Source organism: Streptomyces sp. NPDC006925 (assembly GCF_042869575.1).
Lineage (GTDB): Bacteria > Actinomycetota > Actinomycetes > Streptomycetales > Streptomycetaceae > Streptomyces.
Map to the genome: position 1 here is coordinate 418,032 of NZ_JBIAGB010000001.1, position 19,013 is coordinate 437,044.

The window sequence follows — 19,013 nt, forward strand, 5'->3', positions numbered from 1 at the left end:
CTGTTACTCGACAGTAGGGTCGTGGTAGCTTCGCGGCCATGGCTCAAGTGCTGCGCACCCCGAAGGGGCTGCTGCGCGTCCTGAACTGGTACCCGCCGTACCGGTTCGCGGGCATCCGCGTCCTGGAGATCGCCGACGACTGGAGCAGCGCCCGGGTCCGGCTGAAGCTCGGCCGGCTGAACCGCAACTACTTCGGCACCCAGTTCGGCGGTTCGCTCTACTCCATGAGCGACCCCTTCTGGGCGCTGCTGGCGGTCAACCGGCTCGGCCCGGACTACGTGGTGTGGGACAAGAGCGCAGAAGTCGAGTTCGTCTCCCCCGGCCGCGGTGACGTCTTCGCCGACTTCAAGCTCACCGAGGACCGGCTGGAGGAGATCCGCGCCGCAACGGCGGACGGCTCCAAAGCGCTGCCCTGGTTCGAGTCGACGGTCACCGCCGCCGACGGCACCGTGGTCGCCCGCGTCCGCAAACAGCTCTACGTGCGCCGCAAGCGGGACAGGTGACGGGAGGCGGTCCGCTCTCCCGGCTCCGGCGCGCGGAGTCCCGCCCCCCGGGGTCCCGGCTCCCCCGGTTCACCGCGCGGGTTCCGGCCGGACCGGCTCCGGGCGCGGCGCTCAGCCGAGCCAGCCCGGACGCACCAGGCCGGACTCGTAGGCCAGGACGACGAGCTGGGCGCGGTCGCGGGCGCCCAGCTTGACCATCGTCCGGCTCACATGGGTCTTGGCGGTCAGCGGCGAGACGACGAGCCGGCGGGCGATCTCCTCGTTGGAGAGCCCGATCCCCACCAGCGCCATCACCTCCCGCTCGCGCTCGGTGAGTTCGGCCAGCCCCTCGACCGCGGCCGGCTCCTTGGAGCGGGCCGCGAACTCCTCGATCAGCCGCCGCGTGACGCCGGGCGACAGCAGCGCGTCCCCGTCGACCACGGCGCGGACGGCCCGCAGCAGTTCGTCCGGCTCGGTGTCCTTGACGAGGAACCCCGAGGCTCCCGAACGCAGCGCCTCGAACACGTACTCGTCCAGCTCGAAGGTGGTCAGCATGACCACCTTGACCGCGCTCAGCTGCGGGTCGGAGGTGATCCGCCTGGTGGCTGCCAGGCCGTCGACGAGCGGCATCCGGATGTCCATCAGCACCAGATCGGGGGCGCGTTCGCGTACCAGCGCGACCGCCTCCGCGCCGTCGGCCGCCTCCCCCGCCACCGCGATGTCGGGCTGCGCGTCCAGCAGCGCGCGGAATCCGGCCCGCACCAGAATCTGGTCGTCGGCGAGCAGCACACGGATCACGGTCTCTCCCCTCGGTTCGCCGGGGCGCTCACTGTAGCGGCGCCTGCTGCTCGCCGGAGCGCAGCGGAAGCGTCGCACGCACCCGGAAGCCGCCGTCCGCGCGCGCCCCGGCCTCGACAGTGCCCCCGAAAGCGGCGATCCGCTCGCGCATCCCCACCAGCCCGTTGCCGCCGCCGGCCGGCCCCGAACCGGTGGCCGGGCCGTCGTCGTCGACGCGCAGCTCCAGCACATCGCCGCCGTAGCGGACCCGCACCCGGGCGGCGCGCGATCCCGAGTGGCGCACGACGTTGGTGAGCGCCTCCTGGACGACGCGGAACGCCGCCAGGTCCATCCCCGGCGCCAGCGGCACCGGCGTGCCCTCGGTCCCGGTGGTCACCTGCAGCCCGGCGCTCGCCGCCTGCTCGGCCAGTTCGCCGAGCCGGTCGAGGCCCGGTGCCGGCGCGCGGGGCGCCTCTCCCGGCGTCCGGAGCGTCGCGAGCACCTGGCGCACCTCACCGAGCGCCTCCCTGCTGGCGGACTTGATGGTGCCGAGCGCGGTACGCGCCTGCTCCGGATCGGAGTCCAGGAGCGCGAGCCCGACCCCCGCCTGGACGTTGATCACGGAGATGCTGTGCGCCAGCACGTCGTGCAGCTCCCGGGCGATCCGCAGCCGCTCCTCGTCCGCCCGGCGCTGTGCGGCCTCCGCCTCCTCCCGCTCCCGCCGCGCCCGCTCGGCGACGCGCACCCGGGCCAGTTCGCCGGCCGTGCACAGCGCCACCATCCAGACGGCCATGAACAGGTCGGTACCCCACGGTCCCGGCCCGTCCTCTCCCGGCGGCAGCCAGCGGTAGAAGGCGTGGGCCGCCAGCAGCCGGCCCACCAGCAGCATCCCCAGCGCACCCCAGGTCGCGTACCGGTACCCGGCGACGAGCGCGCCGAACCCGGCCACCACGACGCTCAGCAGCACCGGCCCGTAGGGGTATCCGGCCGCCAGGTACCCCAGCGTCACCGCCGAGGTCCCGAACACCGCGGTACGCGGGAAGCGCCGGCGCAGCAGCAGCAGAAGCGGCCCGAGTGCCAGCAGCAGCCGGGCCGCGGGCTCCAGGTCCACGGCCGTCTCCCGCTGGTTGTGCGCGGCGAAACCCGAACCGACCTGCTGGATCACGAGAACGGCGAGCGAGGAGGGCCAGGGCAGGCGCCACCGCCCCGGTCCGGGCCCGAACCGGGGCCACCACCGGGAAGGTCCCGGCGCCTCCGCGGCCGGTGCCGACCCGGAGTCGGTGGCCCGGGGCTGCTCCGCGGCGCCGCCGGCCGGACGGGAGGAGGGTGATGTGCTGGTCACGCCTTCACGCTAGCCCGGCCGCGGGCAGCGCGGCGTCAGCCGAGCGCGGTGGTCCCGCCTACTCCGCGGGGAGTACGCGGGCGGCTCCCGGGGGAACGGGTCGGCGGGGCGCGGCTCAGCGGCGGAGGCCCACCTGGTCGGCGAGACGCTCGACTGCGTGGTCGAAGAACGCGTCCCGCGCGTCGATCACGTTGGCGAACTGCCCGAACAGCTCGAAGCCGACCAGTCCGAACAGTTGCGCCCACGCGGCCACCGCCTCCGCGGCGACCGCCGGGGGCAGCGGCACCTCCAACTCCCCGACCAGCCGTTCGGTGTCCGCCAGGACCGGCGCGGGCGCGGCCGCGGCACGGGCGGGCGCGCGCAGCGCCCCGACCGCGTAGGCGTCGCTCAGCACCGTCAGCATCGCCAGAGCGGCGCGGGAAGCCGGCCGGATGGTGGCGGACGGTGCCGCGTACCCGGGCACGGGCGAGCCGTAGAGCAGCGCGTACTCGTGCGGATGCGCCAGGCTCCAGCCGCGGACGGCGCGGCAGACGGCGCGCCAGCGGACGAGGTGCGTGTCTCCTGCCGACTCGGCTTCGGCGAGCGCCTCCTCGGCCGCTGCCCCCAGCGCGTTGTAGGCGTCCGTGATCAGCGCGGTCAACAGGTCGTCGCGGCTGGGGAAGTAGCGGTAGAGGGCGGAGGAGGCCACCCCGAGTTCGCGGGCGACGGCGCGGAGGGAGAGCCGGGAGGCGCCCTGCTCGGCGAGTTGGCGGCGCGCCTCTTCCTTGATCGCTTCGGTGATCTCACCCCGCGCCCGCTGGCGGGCGCCCTGCATCCTGCTCATACGGAGCAGTGTGCCAGCTGTGCGAGCAGTGCTCAACAGCGAGAGCACCGCTCACCGCCCGTCCCACGTACCGCCCGCCACACACCGCCCCGGCATACCGCGGTCTCCGACGGCGCCCGGTGTGCGAGCAGCGCACTGCAGCGAGAGCGCCGCTCACCATCCCGGGCAGGTGCGGTCCCCGACGCGCCGACGATATGGCACCCGGCAGGTCACCCCGGGTTCACCAGCCGATCCCCGCCGCCACCGGCCGGTGATCACTGCCCGTCGCCGGCAGCAGCCACGCGCTCTTCGGCTCCACTCCGCGGACCAGGATGTGGTCGATCCGCGCCAGCGGGAACCTCGCGGGCCAGCTGAAGCCGAACCCGTCCCCGGCGACCTCCTGGGCGGAGCGCAGCCGCGAGGTGAGGCCGTCGAACGCGCGATCGTCCATCGTGCCGTTGAAGTCACCGAGCACCAGCATCCGCTCACTGCGCTCGGCGGCGACGGCCACGGCGAGCTTCGCCGCGCCGGCGTCCCGCGAGTCCGTCCAGAAGCCACTCCGGGGCATCACCCGCACGGACCCCAGATGCGCCACGTACACGGCCAGCGGCCCCTTCCCGGTGGCCACCGTGGTGCGCAGCGCACGGGGCGGTTCCTCCGGGCCCTCGGCCCGCGCCTGCTCGGCCAGCGGCCCGGCATCGCCCCGCAGGACGTCGACCGCCCGGGTCTCCGACAGCGGCAGCCTGCTCCACAACCCGACCGTGCCGCGCACGGTGTGGTGCGGATACTCCTTCGCCAACACCTTCTCGTAGCTGCCCGCGGCCCGGTCCGTCAGCTCCTCGAGCGCCAGCAGATCCGCGCCGGAGGCCGCCAGTTCACGGGCGGTGCCGACCGGATCGGGGTTCCCCGCGGCGACGTTGTGACTGACCACGGTGAGGTCACCGCCCCCGTGGGAGCTGTCGCCGAGCAACCCGCCGAACAGGTTCAGCCACACCGCGACCGGCAACAGCGACGCGACGGCCGCGGAGGCGGAGCGGCGCCGCAGCGCCCCGGCGAGCAGCACCGGGACGAACAGACCGAACCACGGCAGGAACGTCTCCACCAGACTGCCCAGCCCGGCCCGGTCGGTGAGCTGCCCGTGCAACAACAGAAGCAGGCCGAGCAGCAGCCCACCCGCCGTGAGCAGCGGGCCGCGCCGCCAAGGGCCCGGCCGGGGGCGGCCCTCGGGCCGGGTTCCTCCGTCGTCGGCCGCCGGACTGTCCGCTCCGGTCGCCGCCGTGTCCACCTGTGTCATCGTCTGCTCTCGCTCACTCGTGCTCTCGCTGTTCACCGGCGCTCCCCTGATCACTGCCGCATGCGCGGGTCGCGGGCGGGGTCGGCATACCTCCGCGGGCAGCCACCGGTGGTCGCCCGGGGGCGCAGTTCGAAGTGCCAGGGTTCGTTCTCGTAGATCCGGCACAGCCCGTAGGCGGCACCGTGCCGGGACAGCCACTCCGTCGCACCGGAGCCTCCGATGTCGACCGCCTTCCCCGAGACGTGCGGGGAGGTCGCCGCGGTGGCCACCCATCGGGCCGCCTCCCCCGCGGACCCGTACCGGGCGACCGCCTTGCGAAGGAGAGCGTTCTGGTATGCGGGCGAACGCCGGCCGCTGTTGACACGGAAGGCGACGCCGCCGTCCGCGGCATCCCTCGCCGCCCGGCGCAGGGCCTTGAGCAGTTGCGGATCGAGCTCGGCCACGGCCGGATACGTGTCGTCGAAGACCGTCACTCCGTCGGGGACGACACCATCGGCCGCAGCGCCCGCGGAAGGCGTGGAGGACCGCGGGGACGAGGCGGGCGAGAGCGATGCGGACTTCGATGTCCGAGGGGTCAGAACGGCGGCGCCTCCCGCCGTGACACCTGCTACCGCCAGGACGGCCGTCAGGCCGACGACGGTCGGCCGGCGAGCACGAGGGGGCGGTTTCCCTGCCGGGGGCTGGAGTCGGAACATACCGCGAGTGAAGACAACCGGGTGTTGCCGGCACGTATGCGATTTTCGATACGCGGACGATATGTGCCGACTCGTATCCTCGACGCATGCGTGTCTTGCTCGTCGAGGATGAGCCCTATCTGGCCGATGCGATCCGCGACGGCCTGCGCCTGGAAGCGATCGCGGCCGACATCGCCGGTGACGGCGAGACCGCCATGGAACTGCTCGGCATCAACACCTACGACATCGCCGTCCTCGATCGCGACATTCCCGGCCCATCCGGTGACGAGATCACCAGACGCATCGTCGCCTCCGGCAGCGGCATACCCGTCCTCATGCTCACCGCCGCCGACCGCCTCGACGACAAGGCGTCCGGGTTCGAACTCGGCGCCGACGACTACCTCACCAAGCCCTTCGAGCTCCTGGAGCTGGTGCTCAGACTGCGGGCCCTCGACCGCCGGCGCGGCCACAACCGGCCTCCCGTACGGGAGATCGCGGGCCTGCGTCTCGATCCGTTCCGCCGCGAGGTCTACCGCGACGACCGCTACATCGCCCTCACCCGCAAGCAGTTCGCGGTCCTCGACATCCTCGTCGCCGCCGAGGGCGGGGTCGTCAGCGCCGAGGAGTTGCTGGAGCGCGCGTGGGACGAGAACGCCGACCCGTTCACCAACGCTGTCCGCATCACGGTCTCCGCGCTGCGCAAACGCCTCGGCGAACCCTGGATCATCGCCACCGTGCCGGGCGTCGGCTACCGGATCGACACAGCACCCGCCGCCGGGCACGGTGGTGCCGACCGTGGCTAGGCAGCCCGGCTTGAGCGTCCGCCTCAAACTCACCCTCAGCTACGCCGGATTCCTCATGCTCGCCGGTGCCCTGCTGCTCGTCGCCGTGGGAGTGTTCCTGCTGCGGCAGGGATGGCTGCAGACCAATGAATCGGGGGCGGTACGACTCACGCCGGGCACCCTCTTCGTGCGCGACTTCGCCCCGACGGCAGCCGCTGTGATGGTGTTCCTCCTGGTGTTCGGCCTCCTGGGAGGATGGGTCCTCGCCGGACGCATGCTCGCCCCGCTGGACCGCATCACCCATGCCACCCGCACGGCAGCGGCCGGAGCGCTGTCCCACCGGATCCGGCTGCCGGGCCGCAGGGACGAGTTCCGCGAACTGGCCGACGCCTTCGACACGATGCTCTCGCAGCTCGAAGCACACGTCGCGGAACAGCAGAGGTTCGCCGCCAACGCCTCGCACGAGCTGCGTACCCCGCTGGCGATCTCGAAGACGCTCCTCGACGTCGCCCGCGCCGATCCGCACCACGACACCGGGGAACTCGTCGACCGCCTGCACACCGTCAACACCCGGGCCATCGACCTCACCGAGGCACTGCTGCTCCTCAGCCGGGCCAGCCGGCGGTCCTTCACCCGGGAGGACGTCGACCTGTCCCTCGTCGCGGAAGAAGCAGCCGAAGCGCTGCACCCGCTCGCCGAGAAGCACGGCGTCACCCTGGAGACCAGCGGCGACATCGCCCGCACGAGCGGTTCGCCCGCGCTCCTGCTGCAGCTCACCACGAACCTCGTGCACAACGCGATCGTCCACAACGTGCCGGAAGAGGGCCCGGAAGGAGGCACCGTGCGGGTGCACACCGGCGTCCGGCCCGGGTCCGTGGTGCTCACCGTCGAGAACTCCGGGGAGCGGCTCACCCCGCAACTGGTCGCGACCCTCACCGAGCCCTTCCGGCGCGGCACCGAGCGCGTCCGCACCGACCAGGCAGGCGTCGGGCTGGGCCTGGCCATCGTCAAGACCGTGGCCGAGGCGCACGAGGGGACCCTCACCCTCACCCCGCGCCCGGCCGGCGGGCTCCGGATCACCGTGGAGTTGCCCGCGGCGTCAGGAGGGTGAGTTCCAGGGGTCCCGGGGGCCCGCCCTCCGCGAGAGCACTGCTCTTGTTTTGGAGCACTGGAAGTGCAACACTGCTTCACGACGAGAGCAGTGCTCTCGATTCGGATCATCGATTCGACGACTGGGCACCCTGCCGGTCCGCTTCCCGCCCACCCGACCACTCCTCGACGGAGGACACCGATGTCACCCGAGCCGTACGTCAAGCGCCCCGGCTGGTTCACCAACAAGGTGCTGAACCGGACCGTCTCCTGGCTCTCCAGGAGGGGTGTCAGCCTGGTGGGTTCACGTGTACTGGCGGTCAAGGGCCGCAAGAGCGGCGAGTGGCGCCGCACACCGGTCAACCCGCTCCGGCACGAGGGCGGGCTCTACCTGGTCGCGGCCCGCGGGCACGTCCAGTGGACGCGCAACATGCGGGCCGCGGGCGGCGGCGACCTGTTCCACGGCCGACGGGGCCGGCACTTCACCGCCGTCGAGGTGCCCGACGCGGAGAAGCCGGAGATCCTGCGGGCCTATCTGCGCAAGTGGAAGTGGGAGGTCGGGGCGTTCTTCGAGGTGGGCCCGGACTCCCCCGACGAGGAGATCCGGGCGGTGGCGGACCGCCATCCCGTCTTCCGGCTCACCCTGACCGACTGAGGGGCGCACCGGCCGGGCGCACGGGGGCCGTACGCTCCGTGCACGACGCGTCACCGCTCGGGACACCCCGCGGTGCGCGCCCCTCCCGCGGACCGCACAGCCGGCCGAGCCTTCGCAGACCACCGGGCCCAGGACGGAGCACGGAGACGGCCGGGACCCGTGCGAGCCGTGGAGCCCGGGCGCTGTGGCCCCTCCGGGCCCCGCACGGTGCCGGCCGGCGCCGCACCCACGGCACCCGGGACCGTCGGCAGCGGACCGTCCGCCCCGAGGCGGCAGTCGCGCAACTACGCCGGGCGGCCTCCCGCGGTCGGCTCGTCGCCCCCGCCGCCGTCACCGCCGTCCCGTCCCTCGCGTCCGCCGGGAGTGTCGCCGCCACCGGCTCCGGACGCGGAGTCCACTGCTGCGGATGCGGACGCGCCGTCCGTCGCCCGGGCCTCCGCGGCCTCGCGCCGGTCGAAGGTGTCCAGCGCCCGCCGGGCGAGCGGGTGGACCCGGACGACCTCGGCCAGGGAGGTGGCGCCGCGGGCGAAACGGGCGAAGACGTTCCACGCGGGGCGGAATCCGGTGAGCGCGGCGTGGAAGACCCCGGGGCGGCGGGAGAAGATCCGCAGCAGCCGCCGTCCCACCGCCATCTCGACGCCGAGACCGGCCTTGATCGCGAAGGCGTAGTTGAGGGCCTGCCGACGCGCGTCCACCGCGTCGTGCGCCTCGGCGATCCGGACGGCCCACTCCCCCGCCAGGCGTCCCGAGCGCAGCGCGAAGGAGATGCCCTCACGGGTCCAGGGCTCCAGCAGACCGGCCGCATCCCCGCAGACCAGCACCCGGCCGCGGGAGAGCGGCGAGTCCTCGGCCCGGCAGCGGGTCAGATGGCCGGAGGAGACGCGGGGTTCGAAACCGGCCAGACCGAGGCGGCCGATGAAGTCGTCGAGGTAGCGCTTGGTGGCAGCGCCCTCGCCGCGTGCCGAGATGACTCCCACGGTGAGGGTGTCGCCCTTGGGGAAGACCCAGCCGTAACTGCCGGGGAGCGGACCCCAGTCCACCAGCACCCGCCCCGCCCAGTCCTCCGCGACGCTCTCCGGGACCGGGATCTCGGCCTCCAGGCCGAGATCGACCTGGTCCATCCGGACCCCGACGTGGGCGCCTATCCGGCTGGCGCTGCCGTCGGCGCCGACCACGGCGCGGGCGAGGACGGGCTGCTCCTCTCCCGCCAGGACGACGGCGACCGTGCGGCGGTCGGGCACGGCCGGGCCGTGCTGTTCGACCCGGGAGACCGAGGTGCCGGTACGGATCTCCGCACCGGCCTTGACCGCGGACTCGACCAGGCCGTTGTCGAACTCGTCCCGGTTGACGAGCCCGAAGAGCATGTTGCGCGAGCGCCGGGTACGGGACAGCTTGCCGTTGAGCGCGAAGGTCACGGCGTGCACGCGCTCCCGCAGCGGCAGGTCGAAGCCGGGGGGCAGCGCGTCGCGGGAGGGGCCGATGATGCCGCCGCCGCAGGTCTTGTAGCGCGGCAGTTCGGCCTTCTCCAGCAGCAGCACGCTGCGGCCCGCGACCGCGGCCGCGTAGGCGGCCGCGGCCCCGGCGGGCCCGGCGCCGACCACGACCACGTCCCAGACGGGGCGCTCTTCGCCGCCGCCCGCCGCGCTCCCTTCGAGGGGCTGGTCCGCCTGATCCGCCCCGGAGCTCTCCGAAGGCTCGACGTCCTCGTTCCCGGCTGCGTGCTCGCTGCTCACGATGTGTTGTGCTCCCGCTTGACCTCGGCGTACGGATGGCCCACCGCATCCTACGGGCCCGCCCATGTGCGATACACATGTCTCCGTACACGTGTGCCAACGTCGCGCCCACAAGGAGCGTTCCCATGCAGCACCCCCCGTCCGACCCGACGGCTATGCCTCACTCATCCGCTTCGTCTACTTCCTCCGCGTACTCCGGACCGGCAGCACCGGGCTCCGGCTCCGGCTCCGACTCCGGCGCCGGACAGGGAGTCGCCGCGACGGTCGCCTCGCTGATGCCGCGGGCGCGGACGGAACTCGCCGAGCTGGTGGCCTTCCGCTCGGTGGCGGATCCGGAGCAGTTCCCCAGGAGTGAGTGCGAGGGCGCGGCCGACTGGGTCGCGGAGGCGCTGCGCGCCGAGGGCTTCCAGGACGTGGCCGCCCTCGAGACGCCGGACGGCACCCGTTCCGTGTACGGATTCCTGCCCGGCCCGGCGGGAGCCCCCACGGTGCTGCTGTACGCACACTACGACGTGCAGCCGCCGCTGGACGAAGCGGCCTGGCACACGCCGCCGTTCGAGCTCACCGACGGCGACGACGGCCGCTGGTACGGACGGGGCGCGGCGGACTGCAAGGGCGGGTTCATCATGCACCTGCTGGCCCTGCGGGCCGTGCGGGAGAACGGGGGGCTGCCCGTCTCGGTGAAGATGGTCGTGGAGGGCTCCGAGGAGCAGGGCACCGGCGGTCTGGAGCAGTACGCGCGACAGCACCCCGAACTGCTGGCGGCGGACACCATCGTCATCGGGGACGCGGGCAACTTCCGCTGCGGTCTGCCGACCGTGACGGCTTCCCTGCGCGGTATGACTCTGCTGCGGGTCCAGGTGGACACCCTCGAAGGCAATCTGCACTCGGGGCTGTTCGGCGGAGCGGCGCCCGACGCGCTGGCCGCGCTGCTCCGTACGCTCGACTCGCTGCGGGACGCCGAGGGCAACACCGTCGTCGACGGCCTGGCCGCGGACTCCCGGTGGGAGGGGATGGCCTATCCGGAGGAGGACTTCCGGCGGGACGCCAAGGTGCTGGACGGGGTCGGGCTGAGCGGCGGCGGGGCCGTCGCCGACCGGTTGTGGGCACGGCCCGCGGTGACGGTCCTGGGCATCGACTGCCCGCCCGTGGTCGGTGCGACCCCCTCGGTGCACGCATCGGCACGTGCGCTGGTCTCGCTGCGGATCCCGCCGGGCACGGATGTGGAGAAGGCCATCGAACTGCTGGTGGCGCACGTGGAGTCGCACGTGCCGTGGCAGGCGCGGGTGTCGACGGAGGTCGTGGGCAAGGGCCAGCCCTTCACCGCGGACACCTCCAGCCCGGCGTACACCGCGATGGCCGCGGCACTGAGCACGGCCTACGACGGGCAGGAGATGCAGGTCGCGGGGATGGGCGGCTCGATCCCGCTGTGCAACGCACTGGACGCGCTCTACCCGGACGCCGAGATCCTGCTCATCGGACTGAGCGAGCCCGAGGCGCAGATCCACGCCGTCAACGAGAGCGTGGACCCGCGCGAACTGGAGCGGATGGCGGTGGCCGAGGCGCTGTTCCTGCGCGGCTACGCGGAGCAGGCCGCAGGAGCCTGAGCCCGGTCCCGGGCGCAGTCCCGAACCCCTGGTGTCCGCGGCGGACCCGGACGCGGGTCAGCCGAAGGCCGCCCCGGATCCGCCGTGGATCCCCCGTGGACCTGCCGTAAATCTGCCGTGGACCGGCACCGGCTCCCGCTACGGCGCACAGCACGGAAGGCCGTCGCCGAGCGCCGGGAGGCGGCCCCTGGTGCCGGGCCAGCCCCGGCCCGGCACCAGGGGCCGACCCGGACGGCGGAGAGGCTGCCGCCGGGGCGCCGCCGGGCGAGGAAGGGAGGGCCCGGCTCAGCGCAGCAGCTTGCCCGGATCGGCCGCGCCGGTCGGGACGCCGCCCTCCAGGTACAGCGGCTGTCCCGCGCGGCGGGCCCGCAGGGCGCAGCGGAGCCGCTCCAGTCGCACCGGAGGCAGCAGTTCCGCGGCCTCGCCCTCGGTGACGAACCGCCAGCCACGGAGTTCGGCGCTGGGCAGCAGAAGCGCTGCGGCCTCCCCCGGGGTGAGCCGTCCACCGTCGAAGAGCAGCCGCATCCCGCCGAACCCCGGCGGCTGCGGCGGTTCCCAGTCGGCGACGAGCAGCCCGAGCTCACCCGTCAGCCGCAGCCCGAGTTCCTCGAACACCTCGCGCACCCCGGCGGCGCTGGGGGCCTCCCCGCGCTCCACGACGCCGCCGGGGAACTCCCAGCCGGGCTTGTAGGTCGGGTCGACGAGCAGCACCCGGTCGCGGTCGTCGAACAGCAGGATTCCGGCGGCGACCGTCTCGGCCGTCGGCTCGGGGGTCTGCACGATGTCCACCGCGCCCTCCCCCGCGCCGATCGCCTCGGCGAGGCGCTCGGCGGTGTGCCGCGGACCGAGGTGGGTGGTGTCGATGGTGTGTGCCTCCGACTCGATCCAGGGCAGCGCCTCCTGGTAGGGACGCAGATGACTCAGGCACCAGGCTCTGGTGGTACCGCCGTCCGCGGCGGCGCGGGTGTCGATCCGCTCGCGCAGCACGGCCTCCTCGGCGTGCAGCAGCAGGTGCCGTACGGGGATGCGGCGCGCGGCGAAGGCGCCGAACATCTCGTCCCGGTATGCGCGGCGCAGCAGCGTCATGGGTGTGATCAGCGGCCCGGGGACCTCGCTCAGCAGAGCGGCGGCCGTGTCCGCCACGAGCCGCCGCCACGAGCGCAGGTCCTGGAAGTCGGCTACCTGTGCCAGGTGTTCCTTCGGCAGCATCCAGCGCAGTTCCGCGCCGATGACTTCGGGATCGTAGAGCGTGCTGCCTGGGAGCAGGTCCAGGAGTTCGTACGCCGCAGTGGTCTTGCCCGCGCCGAAAGCGCCGTTCAGCCAGACGATCACGGTGTTTCCCCCTCATCCGTTGTCCCCGTTCAGTTGCCCGCATCACCCGGTGCGGGAAACGCGCCGGGGCGGCTCTCCCGGCGCTGAACGAGGCACGGCGCCCGCGCCCCGGCGCGTACGGCAGGCGCGTGCGACCCCCGAGAGGGGGATCAGTGTCCACGGACGGAGGTATTCCGACCCTGATCCGGGCGGTGGCCCGGCGGCGGCCCGGCCGCCGGTCGCCGGACCGTCGGAGAGCCGAGCGGCGGGCGGCCGCCGCCGGCTGCGGGGAACGGCGCGATCGGCGTCAGCGGGAGGACCAGCCGGGGTCGCGGCCGGAGAGCATGAGCAGCCGTTCGAAGGGGGTGGCACCGGGAGGCGGCGGGATCTCCTCGCCGAAGACCCCCGCTTTGCGGGCCATGGGCGCCATCTCCGCGAAGGCGGGCCCGGCTTCGTCGAGCGCGGCCGGATCGGGCCGGTAGTCCTGGTCCGTCGCGCGGGCGAGGTCCCAGCCGTGCACCAGCAGATCGCCCATCACCATGTGCGCGACAGTGCGCTGCGGCAGCCCCATGCCCTGGGAGACACCCTCCAGCGCGTCGGGGGCCGACCACGCCTTTGCCAGCTCGACCGTCTCCTCCCGGAAGCGGGCGCGCCAGTCCCCCGTGAGCCGGTCAGGGGTGCTGCTGAAGTCCGCGGTGCCCCGGCCGGCCAGCGCCTGGAAGCCGATGACGACGTGGAAGAGGTGATTGAGCAGGGCCCGCACATCGTAGTCGGCACACGGCGTGGGCAGGCTCAGCTGCTCGTCCCGCACCCCGCGGACCACGGGGTCGGTCGCACGGGCCGCGCTGTCGATGAGAGGGGAGATCGTGTTCGCCATACCGCCACGCTAGGCCGGGCCCGCGGCGGCGACTTGAAGAAACACGACATAGCATCCGCGTCATGGCAGGTCGCAGCGGTCCCACGGGAAGCGGGAGCACGGGAAGCGGGAGCACGGGCCCCGGCGACGGCGAAGCCGGCGAGGCCCCCCGCCGGGACACCCGGGGCATCGTGCAGGCCCCCGGCCTGCTGGCGCGGGTCGACTTCCGGCGCAGGCTCCCGGCCGAACCGCTGCGCCGCTGGATCGAGCACTACTGGCTGATCGACTGGAATCTGGAGCAGCCCTACGTCGCCCGGGTCGTACCGCACCCGTGCGTCAATCTCGTCCTCGAACGGCGCGGCCCTGCGGATGCGGCACCGGCGACGGGGCTGGTGTCCGGGGTGGGCACCGGCGTCTTCTGCACCGAACTCGAGTCCGTCGGACGGGTTGTCGGGGTGCAGTTCCGGCCCGGCGGGTTCCGGCCCTTCCTGGCCGCGCCACGCCCCCTCACCCAGCTCACCGGTGGAGGGCTCGCGCTCGACGAGGCGTTCGGCCCGCACGGCGCCGCGCTGCCGGCCCTGGTGCTGGCCCCGGACCGGGAGGGGGAGCGGGTGGCCGCGCTCGACGCCTTCCTGCTCTCCCTGCGCCCTGCCGCTGACCCGGCGGCCGAACAGGCCATGGCCCTGGCGCACCGGGTGCGCACGGACCGCTCGGTGCTACGGGTCGAGCACCTCGCCGCGGCCGGGGGCCGCTCGGTGCGGAGTCTCCAGCGGCTGTTCGCCACGTACATCGGGGTCACCCCGAAGTGGACGATCCTGCGGTACCGGGTCCACGAGGCGATGGAGCGCGCCGGCGGCCCCGGAACGGACTGGGCCCGGCTCGCCGCCGAGCTCGGCTACAGCGACCAGTCCCACCTCATCCGCGACTTCACCGCGGCGGTGGGCGTCTCCCCCGCGGCGTACGTCCGCGCCGCGGCGGCGGAGCCGCGCCCTCCGGCCTCCCCCGGCCCGGGGGACCGCGGGCCGGAGGACCACGGGCCGGAGGACCACGGGCCGGAGGACCACGGCTCGGGGTCCGGGCGCGCAGGGCCCGGTGCCGGAGGGCGGGACCGGCTTCCCTGACCCGGGCCTGCGGCCGGGGGCGGGGGCGGGGCGGCTCAGACGGTGCCGGTCTCCAGCAGCCTCCAGCCCGCAGCGCCCGCGCCGATCAGCCCGGCGTCGGTACCGGTGGCGGCGGGGGCCAGTGCGAGGTCCTGGATGTAGGGCAGGGTCGCGTACCGCTGGAGTTCCGTACGCAGCGGGGCGAAGAGCACCTCGCCCGCGCGGGCGACGCCGCCGCCGACGACCGCGATCTCGACCTCGACGAGGGTGGCGGTGGCGGCGATGGCGGCCGCCAGCGCGCGAGCGGCCCGTTCGAAGGCGGCGCGGGCGGGCGGGTCGCCCGCGCGGGCGGCGGCGGCCACGCCCGCGGCGGTGGCGTCCTGGTCGGGCCCGGGGCGCCAGCCGGCCTGCAGGGCGCGGCGCGCGATGTTGGTGCCGCTGGCGACGGTCTCGACGCAGCCGTAGGAGCCGCAGGGGCACAGGCCCCCGTCCATGTCGACGCTGATGTGCCCGATGTGGCCGGCGTTCCCGGTGGGCCCCGGATGGAGGGCGCCTCCCAGGATCAGGCCCCCGCCGACGCCCGTGGAGACGACCATGCACAGGGCGTCGGAGTGGCCCTTGGCGGCACCCTGCCAGTGTTCGGCCGCGGCGATCGCCGGGCCGTCGCCGATGAGCGCGACGGGGAGGCCGCCCGCCCGCTCACGGACGCCGGCGACGAGCGGGTGGGCGCGCCAGGCGGGGATGTTGACCGGGCTGACGGTGCCGGCCTTGGCGTCCACGGGGCCCGCGCTGCCGATGCCGACCGCGCCGACGCGGTACCAGTGCGGGGTTGTGGTCAGTTCGCCGAGCACCTCGTCCACGGTCGCGGCCATCCGCTCGGCGCTCTCCTGCGCGGGGGTGGGCCGCTGGGTGCGGGCCAGGAGCCCGCCACCGCTGTCCACCAGGGCACCCGCGATCTTGGTGCCACCGATGTCGAGCGCGGCGACGAGGTCGTTGGGCATGGGCGGTCGGCTCCTGCGCGTGCGGTGGCGGGCCCGCACGGTGCGCGGGGCGGACCGCACAAGTCTTGCAAGACTTCCGTGATCTGACAACGTTGTCCAGACTTGCCGCGCCGACGCCGCTATGCTGCTCCGTACCGCGATCACCGAACCTGCCCGCAGGGCCGGCGCACTCCTCACCGCCGGACAGTACCCGCCGCCCACCACCCCGCACCGCGCCGACCTCCGCTCCCCAGGACAAGGACAGCACCCGTGGCCGCCGACGCCTCCGATCCCGCCCGCCCCCCGCTCCCCGCGAGCCTCCACGCCGCAGGAGCGCGCCACGGCGGGCGCCGCCACGGGGGCCGGCCGACGATGAAGGACGTGGCCGCCCAGGCGGGCGTCGGCCTCAAGACCGTCTCACGGGTCGTCAACGGCGAGGCGGGGGTCTCCCAGGACACCGAACAGCGGGTGCAGGAGGCCATCACCTCGCTCGGCTTCCGGCGCAACGACAGTGCCCGCGTGCTGCGCAAGGGGACCACGGCCAGCATCGGCCTGGTGCTGGAGGACCTCGCCGACCCGTTCTACTCCCCGCTCAGCCGCGCGGTGGAGGAGGTCGCCCGCGCGCACGGGGCGCTGCTGATCAACGGGTCCAGCGCGGAGGACCCGGAGCGGGAACAGGAACTCGCGCTGGCACTGTGCGCCCGCCGCGTCGACGGCCTGGTGATCATCCCGGCCAGCGACGACCACCGCTATCTGGCCCCCGAGATCGCCGCGGGTGTCGCCACCGTCTTCGTCGACCGGCCCCCGGGGCGGATAGCCGCGGACCTGGTGCTCTCCGACAACTTCGAGGGCGCACGCGAGGGCGTCGCCCATCTGATCGCCCACGGGCACCGGCGGATCGGGTACATCGGCGACCGGCCGGGGATCCACACCGCGGAGGAGCGGCTGCGCGGCTACCGGGCCGCGATGGCCGAGGCGGGGCTGCCGGTGACGGAGTCCTGGGTGGCACCCGGCGGCACCCACGCCGACCGGGTGCGGGCCGACGCGGTCCGGATGCTGGAGGGCGGCCGCGGCGGTGAGCCGGTGACCGCGTTCTTCTCGGGCAACAACCGGGTGACGGTCACGCTCGTGCGGGTGCTGGCCGCGCCCGAGCGGCGGGAGCGGCCGGTGGCGCTGGTGGGGTTCGACGACTTCGAGCTGGCCGATCTGCTCTCACCGCCGGTCACGGTCGTCGCCCAGGACCCGGCCGACCTCGGTCGCAGCGCGGCCGAACTGCTCTTCAGGCGGCTGGACGGCGCCGACGACGAACCCCGTACCGTCTCGCGCCCCACGACGCTGATCGCCCGTGGCTCGGGCGAGATCCCGCCGAGCGGCTGAGCGCGCCGCCAGTGGGGGGACGGCGGAGCGTCGTACCGCGGGAGACAGCGGCGCCGGCGCGCCGGCGCCGCTGTCTCCCGCGGTACGGACGGGGCCGCCGGCGTTCCCAACTCCCGTGCTTAAGTGGGTACATGGCTGAGAAGACCCCGGAAGGGACACCAGCGGCGGCCTCCGCGACGGCGCCCGCCACCCCGTCCGCTCCCGCCGTGCTCACCGCGGCGCCCGGCTACCAGGTGCGGCGCCTTCATCAGGCGTATCTCGCGGGGTGGCTGCGGACGGTCGGCCCGACACTGACCGGACCGCAGTTCGCCGTCCTGACGACGGTGGGGGTCAGCCCCGGCTGCGACCAGAGGTCGCTGGCCTCCGCCGTCGCCCTGGACACCTCCACCATGGCGGACCTGGCCCGGCGCCTGGAGGATCGCGGGCTGCTGGAGCGGCGGACCGCGGCGGCGGACGGGCGCCGCAAGCTGCTCTTCCTCACGGCGGAGGGCGAACGGGCGCTCCGCGAGGCCGACGGTCGGGCGCGGGAGCTCAACGAGCGGCTCCTGGCCCCCTACGAGCCCGCGGACCGCGAACGGCTGCTGCGCGAGCTGACCGCTCTGGCCGACGACTGGGAGCGGCTGAGCGCCGGCATCTGACCGGGCGCGTTCCGCCGGGGGCGGCGGAACGGACACCCTGCGCCGATCGACGGCACGGCGCGGACCTGGCCCTCCCGGCCGCAGCGCCCGGGCAGCCCTTCCGGCCGCGCAGCGTGCCCGGCGCGGCGGGGCCCGGGCGGCCGCGCGAGACCTGGGCGGCCGCCCGGAGAACGGACGGGCTCAGCGGCCCGCTAGGCGGTCGAGCCCGGAGCGGTCGAGCCCGGAGACCGCGGTGACCTCGGCCGCGTCGAGCGCGCCGCAGTCGAGGCCGCGCAGCAGATAGCCGCTGAGGGCGCGGGCGGTCGCCGGCTCGTCCATCACCTCGCCCCCGGCCTGCTCGACATAGGCGGCCAGCCGTTCACCGGCCCGCCGCATGCCCTCGCGGTAGAAGGCGTACACGGCGGCGTAGCGGGTGGGCAGATGGCCGGGGTGCATGTCCCAGCCCTGGTAGTAGGCGCGCGACAACGAGCGCCTGACCAGCGAGTGGTGCAGCCGCCAGGCGTCGTGGACCTGCTCCTGGTCGCCGGTGGGGATGATGTTGGTGGAGCCGTCGGAGAGCCGGACCCCGGTACCCGCGGCGGCGACCTGCATCACGGCCTTGGCGTGGTCGGCCGCGGGGTGGTCCATGGCCTGGTAGGCGGCGGAGACTCCGCACGAGGCGCTGTAGTCGAAGGTGCCGTAGTGCAGTGAGGTGGCGCGGCCCTCGGCGGCGTCGATCAGCCGGGCGACGGTGGCCCGGCCGTCGGCGCCGAGGATCGACTGCGTGGTCTCGATCTGGATCTCGAACCCGATCCGGCCCGGCGCCAGGCCGCGGGCCTGCTCGAACTCCGCGCACAGCCGGGCCATCGCGGTGACCTGCTCTGGGTAGGTCACCTTCGGCAGGGTCAGCACCAGGCCGCCGGGCAGTCCGCCCGCCTCCATGAGGCCGGTCAGGAAGAGGTCGAGGGTGCGGATGCCGCGGTCGCGGACGGCGGCCTCCATGCACTTCATCCGGATGCCCGCGCAGGCGGGAGCGGGCCCGGGGGTGCCTTCGGCGAAGGTGTCGGCGATCAGTGCGGCGGCCCGGAGGGCGGCGGCGTCCTCCTCGTCGTCGGGCCGGACGCCGTAGCCGTCCTCGAAGTCGATGCGCAGGTCCTCCACGGGCTCCCGGCGCAGCTTGTCCTGGATCCGCGTGTGGACCGGCCCGGCCAGCGCCTCGTCCATGCCGAGGACTCGGGCGAGGGATGCGGCGTCCGGCGCGTGGGCGTCGAGCAGCGCCCGGGCGGTTTCGCCCCATTCCCGTACGGTGCCGGGCGTAACGGTGTCGGCGGGGACATAGACGGTGTGCACCGGCTGCCGGGTGCTCGGCTCCCCCGGGTAGCGGCGGGCGAGTTCGGCGTCCACCGGCTCCAGCAGCCGGGACACCCCTTCCAGTACGCCGCTGCCCAAGCTGGTCCCGACGGTCCCGCCCTGCGCCATCTGTACTCCCTCTCCCGCACTCCGACCCGACATCAACAAAACGTTGAAGTCGGTGC

At 74.1% G+C, this 19,013-nt stretch carries 17 protein-coding genes and 1 pseudogene; 8 read left to right on the forward strand and 10 right to left on the reverse strand.

Annotation, left to right across the window (positions count from 1 at the left end; translation table 11 throughout):
- Positions 1-38 precede the first annotated feature (38 nt).
- Positions 39-503, forward strand: coding sequence for a DUF4442 domain-containing protein (locus tag ACFYNS_RS01900; RefSeq protein WP_360300371.1), 465 nt, complete (start codon positions 39-41; stop codon positions 501-503).
- 111 nt (positions 504-614) lie between these two features.
- Here ACFYNS_RS01900 and ACFYNS_RS01905 read toward each other — a convergent pair whose 3' ends face one another.
- The 5 genes from ACFYNS_RS01905 to ACFYNS_RS01925 form a co-directional block, all read right to left on the reverse strand.
- Positions 615-1,280: a response regulator transcription factor gene (locus tag ACFYNS_RS01905; RefSeq protein WP_360300374.1), complete on the reverse strand. Its 666-nt coding sequence runs from the start codon at positions 1,278-1,280 to the stop codon at positions 615-617.
- A 28-nt stretch (positions 1,281-1,308) separates the two neighbouring features.
- Positions 1,309-2,601 carry a sensor histidine kinase gene (locus tag ACFYNS_RS01910; RefSeq protein ID WP_388600101.1) on the reverse strand — a complete coding sequence of 431 codons (1,293 nt, stop codon included), beginning with the start codon at positions 2,599-2,601 and terminating at the stop codon, positions 1,309-1,311.
- A gap of 115 nt (positions 2,602-2,716) precedes the next feature.
- Positions 2,717-3,424 (reverse strand): TetR/AcrR family transcriptional regulator, encoded by a 708-nt coding sequence (locus ACFYNS_RS01915; RefSeq protein WP_360300379.1) that lies wholly within the window; start codon positions 3,422-3,424, stop codon positions 2,717-2,719.
- A gap of 220 nt (positions 3,425-3,644) precedes the next feature.
- Positions 3,645-4,697: an endonuclease/exonuclease/phosphatase family protein gene (locus ACFYNS_RS01920; protein ID WP_388600291.1), complete on the reverse strand. Its 1,053-nt coding sequence runs from the start codon at positions 4,695-4,697 to the stop codon at positions 3,645-3,647.
- A gap of 50 nt (positions 4,698-4,747) precedes the next feature.
- Complete coding sequence (locus ACFYNS_RS01925) at positions 4,748-5,392, reverse strand: M15 family metallopeptidase (protein WP_360300381.1); 645 nt, start codon at positions 5,390-5,392, stop codon at positions 4,748-4,750.
- An 86-nt stretch (positions 5,393-5,478) separates the two neighbouring features.
- Here ACFYNS_RS01925 and ACFYNS_RS01930 point away from each other — a divergent pair, with 86 nt between their 5' ends.
- The 3 genes from ACFYNS_RS01930 to ACFYNS_RS01940 all read left to right on the forward strand — a co-directional run bounded on the left by ACFYNS_RS01930 (position 5,479) and on the right by ACFYNS_RS01940 (position 7,897).
- A complete protein-coding gene (locus ACFYNS_RS01930; protein WP_360300384.1) occupies positions 5,479-6,174 on the forward strand; it encodes a response regulator transcription factor in 696 nt (231 codons plus the stop codon).
- Positions 6,167-7,264: a HAMP domain-containing sensor histidine kinase gene (locus tag ACFYNS_RS01935; protein ID WP_360300387.1), complete on the forward strand. Its 1,098-nt coding sequence runs from the start codon at positions 6,167-6,169 to the stop codon at positions 7,262-7,264. Before ACFYNS_RS01930 ends, ACFYNS_RS01935 begins: the two co-directional genes overlap by 8 nt.
- A gap of 180 nt (positions 7,265-7,444) precedes the next feature.
- On the forward strand, positions 7,445-7,897 hold the full coding sequence (locus ACFYNS_RS01940; protein WP_360300390.1) for a nitroreductase family deazaflavin-dependent oxidoreductase: 453 nt from the start codon (positions 7,445-7,447) through the stop codon (positions 7,895-7,897).
- A 284-nt stretch (positions 7,898-8,181) separates the two neighbouring features.
- Here the strand turns inward: ACFYNS_RS01940 and ACFYNS_RS01945 are convergent, their stop codons facing one another.
- On the reverse strand, positions 8,182-9,630 hold the full coding sequence (locus ACFYNS_RS01945) for a geranylgeranyl reductase family protein (protein WP_388600107.1): 1,449 nt from the start codon (positions 9,628-9,630) through the stop codon (positions 8,182-8,184).
- A gap of 155 nt (positions 9,631-9,785) precedes the next feature.
- On the opposite strand from ACFYNS_RS01945, the gene ACFYNS_RS01950 reads away from it, so the two are divergent.
- The gene (locus ACFYNS_RS01950; protein WP_388600109.1) at positions 9,786-11,237 is read left to right on the forward strand and encodes a dipeptidase; all 1,452 of its coding nucleotides are present in this window, start codon (positions 9,786-9,788) and stop codon (positions 11,235-11,237) included.
- Positions 11,238-11,522: 285 nt separating this feature from the next.
- On the opposite strand, the gene ACFYNS_RS01955 is transcribed toward ACFYNS_RS01950, so the two are convergent.
- Positions 11,523-12,569 (reverse strand): NUDIX domain-containing protein, encoded by a 1,047-nt coding sequence (locus ACFYNS_RS01955; RefSeq protein WP_388600112.1) that lies wholly within the window; start codon positions 12,567-12,569, stop codon positions 11,523-11,525.
- Between the two features lie 286 nt (positions 12,570-12,855).
- Positions 12,856-13,425, reverse strand: a complete 570-nt coding sequence (locus ACFYNS_RS01960; protein ID WP_388600113.1) for a TIGR03086 family metal-binding protein — start codon at positions 13,423-13,425, stop codon at positions 12,856-12,858.
- 62 nt (positions 13,426-13,487) lie between these two features.
- Between ACFYNS_RS01960 and ACFYNS_RS01965 the strand changes: the two are divergent.
- A pseudogene (locus tag ACFYNS_RS01965) lies at positions 13,488-14,372 on the forward strand (DUF6597 domain-containing transcriptional factor); the annotation flags it as partial.
- Between the two features lie 188 nt (positions 14,373-14,560).
- Here ACFYNS_RS01965 and ACFYNS_RS01970 read toward each other — a convergent pair.
- Complete coding sequence (locus tag ACFYNS_RS01970; protein WP_388600115.1) at positions 14,561-15,505, reverse strand: ROK family protein; 945 nt, start codon at positions 15,503-15,505, stop codon at positions 14,561-14,563.
- Positions 15,506-15,856: 351 nt separating this feature from the next.
- On the opposite strand from ACFYNS_RS01970, the gene ACFYNS_RS01975 reads away from it, so the two are divergent.
- Together ACFYNS_RS01975 and ACFYNS_RS01980 are read left to right on the forward strand one after the other, a co-directional pair.
- A complete protein-coding gene (locus tag ACFYNS_RS01975; RefSeq protein ID WP_360303787.1) occupies positions 15,857-16,861 on the forward strand; it encodes a LacI family DNA-binding transcriptional regulator in 1,005 nt (334 codons plus the stop codon).
- 131 nt (positions 16,862-16,992) lie between these two features.
- Positions 16,993-17,499, forward strand: coding sequence for a MarR family winged helix-turn-helix transcriptional regulator (locus ACFYNS_RS01980; RefSeq protein ID WP_360294465.1), 507 nt, complete (start codon positions 16,993-16,995; stop codon positions 17,497-17,499).
- Between the two features lie 180 nt (positions 17,500-17,679).
- Here the strand turns inward: ACFYNS_RS01980 and ACFYNS_RS01985 are convergent, their stop codons facing one another.
- A complete protein-coding gene (locus tag ACFYNS_RS01985) occupies positions 17,680-18,957 on the reverse strand; it encodes a DUF6986 family protein (RefSeq protein ID WP_388600118.1) in 1,278 nt (425 codons plus the stop codon).
- Between the last annotated feature and the right edge of the window lie 56 nt (positions 18,958-19,013).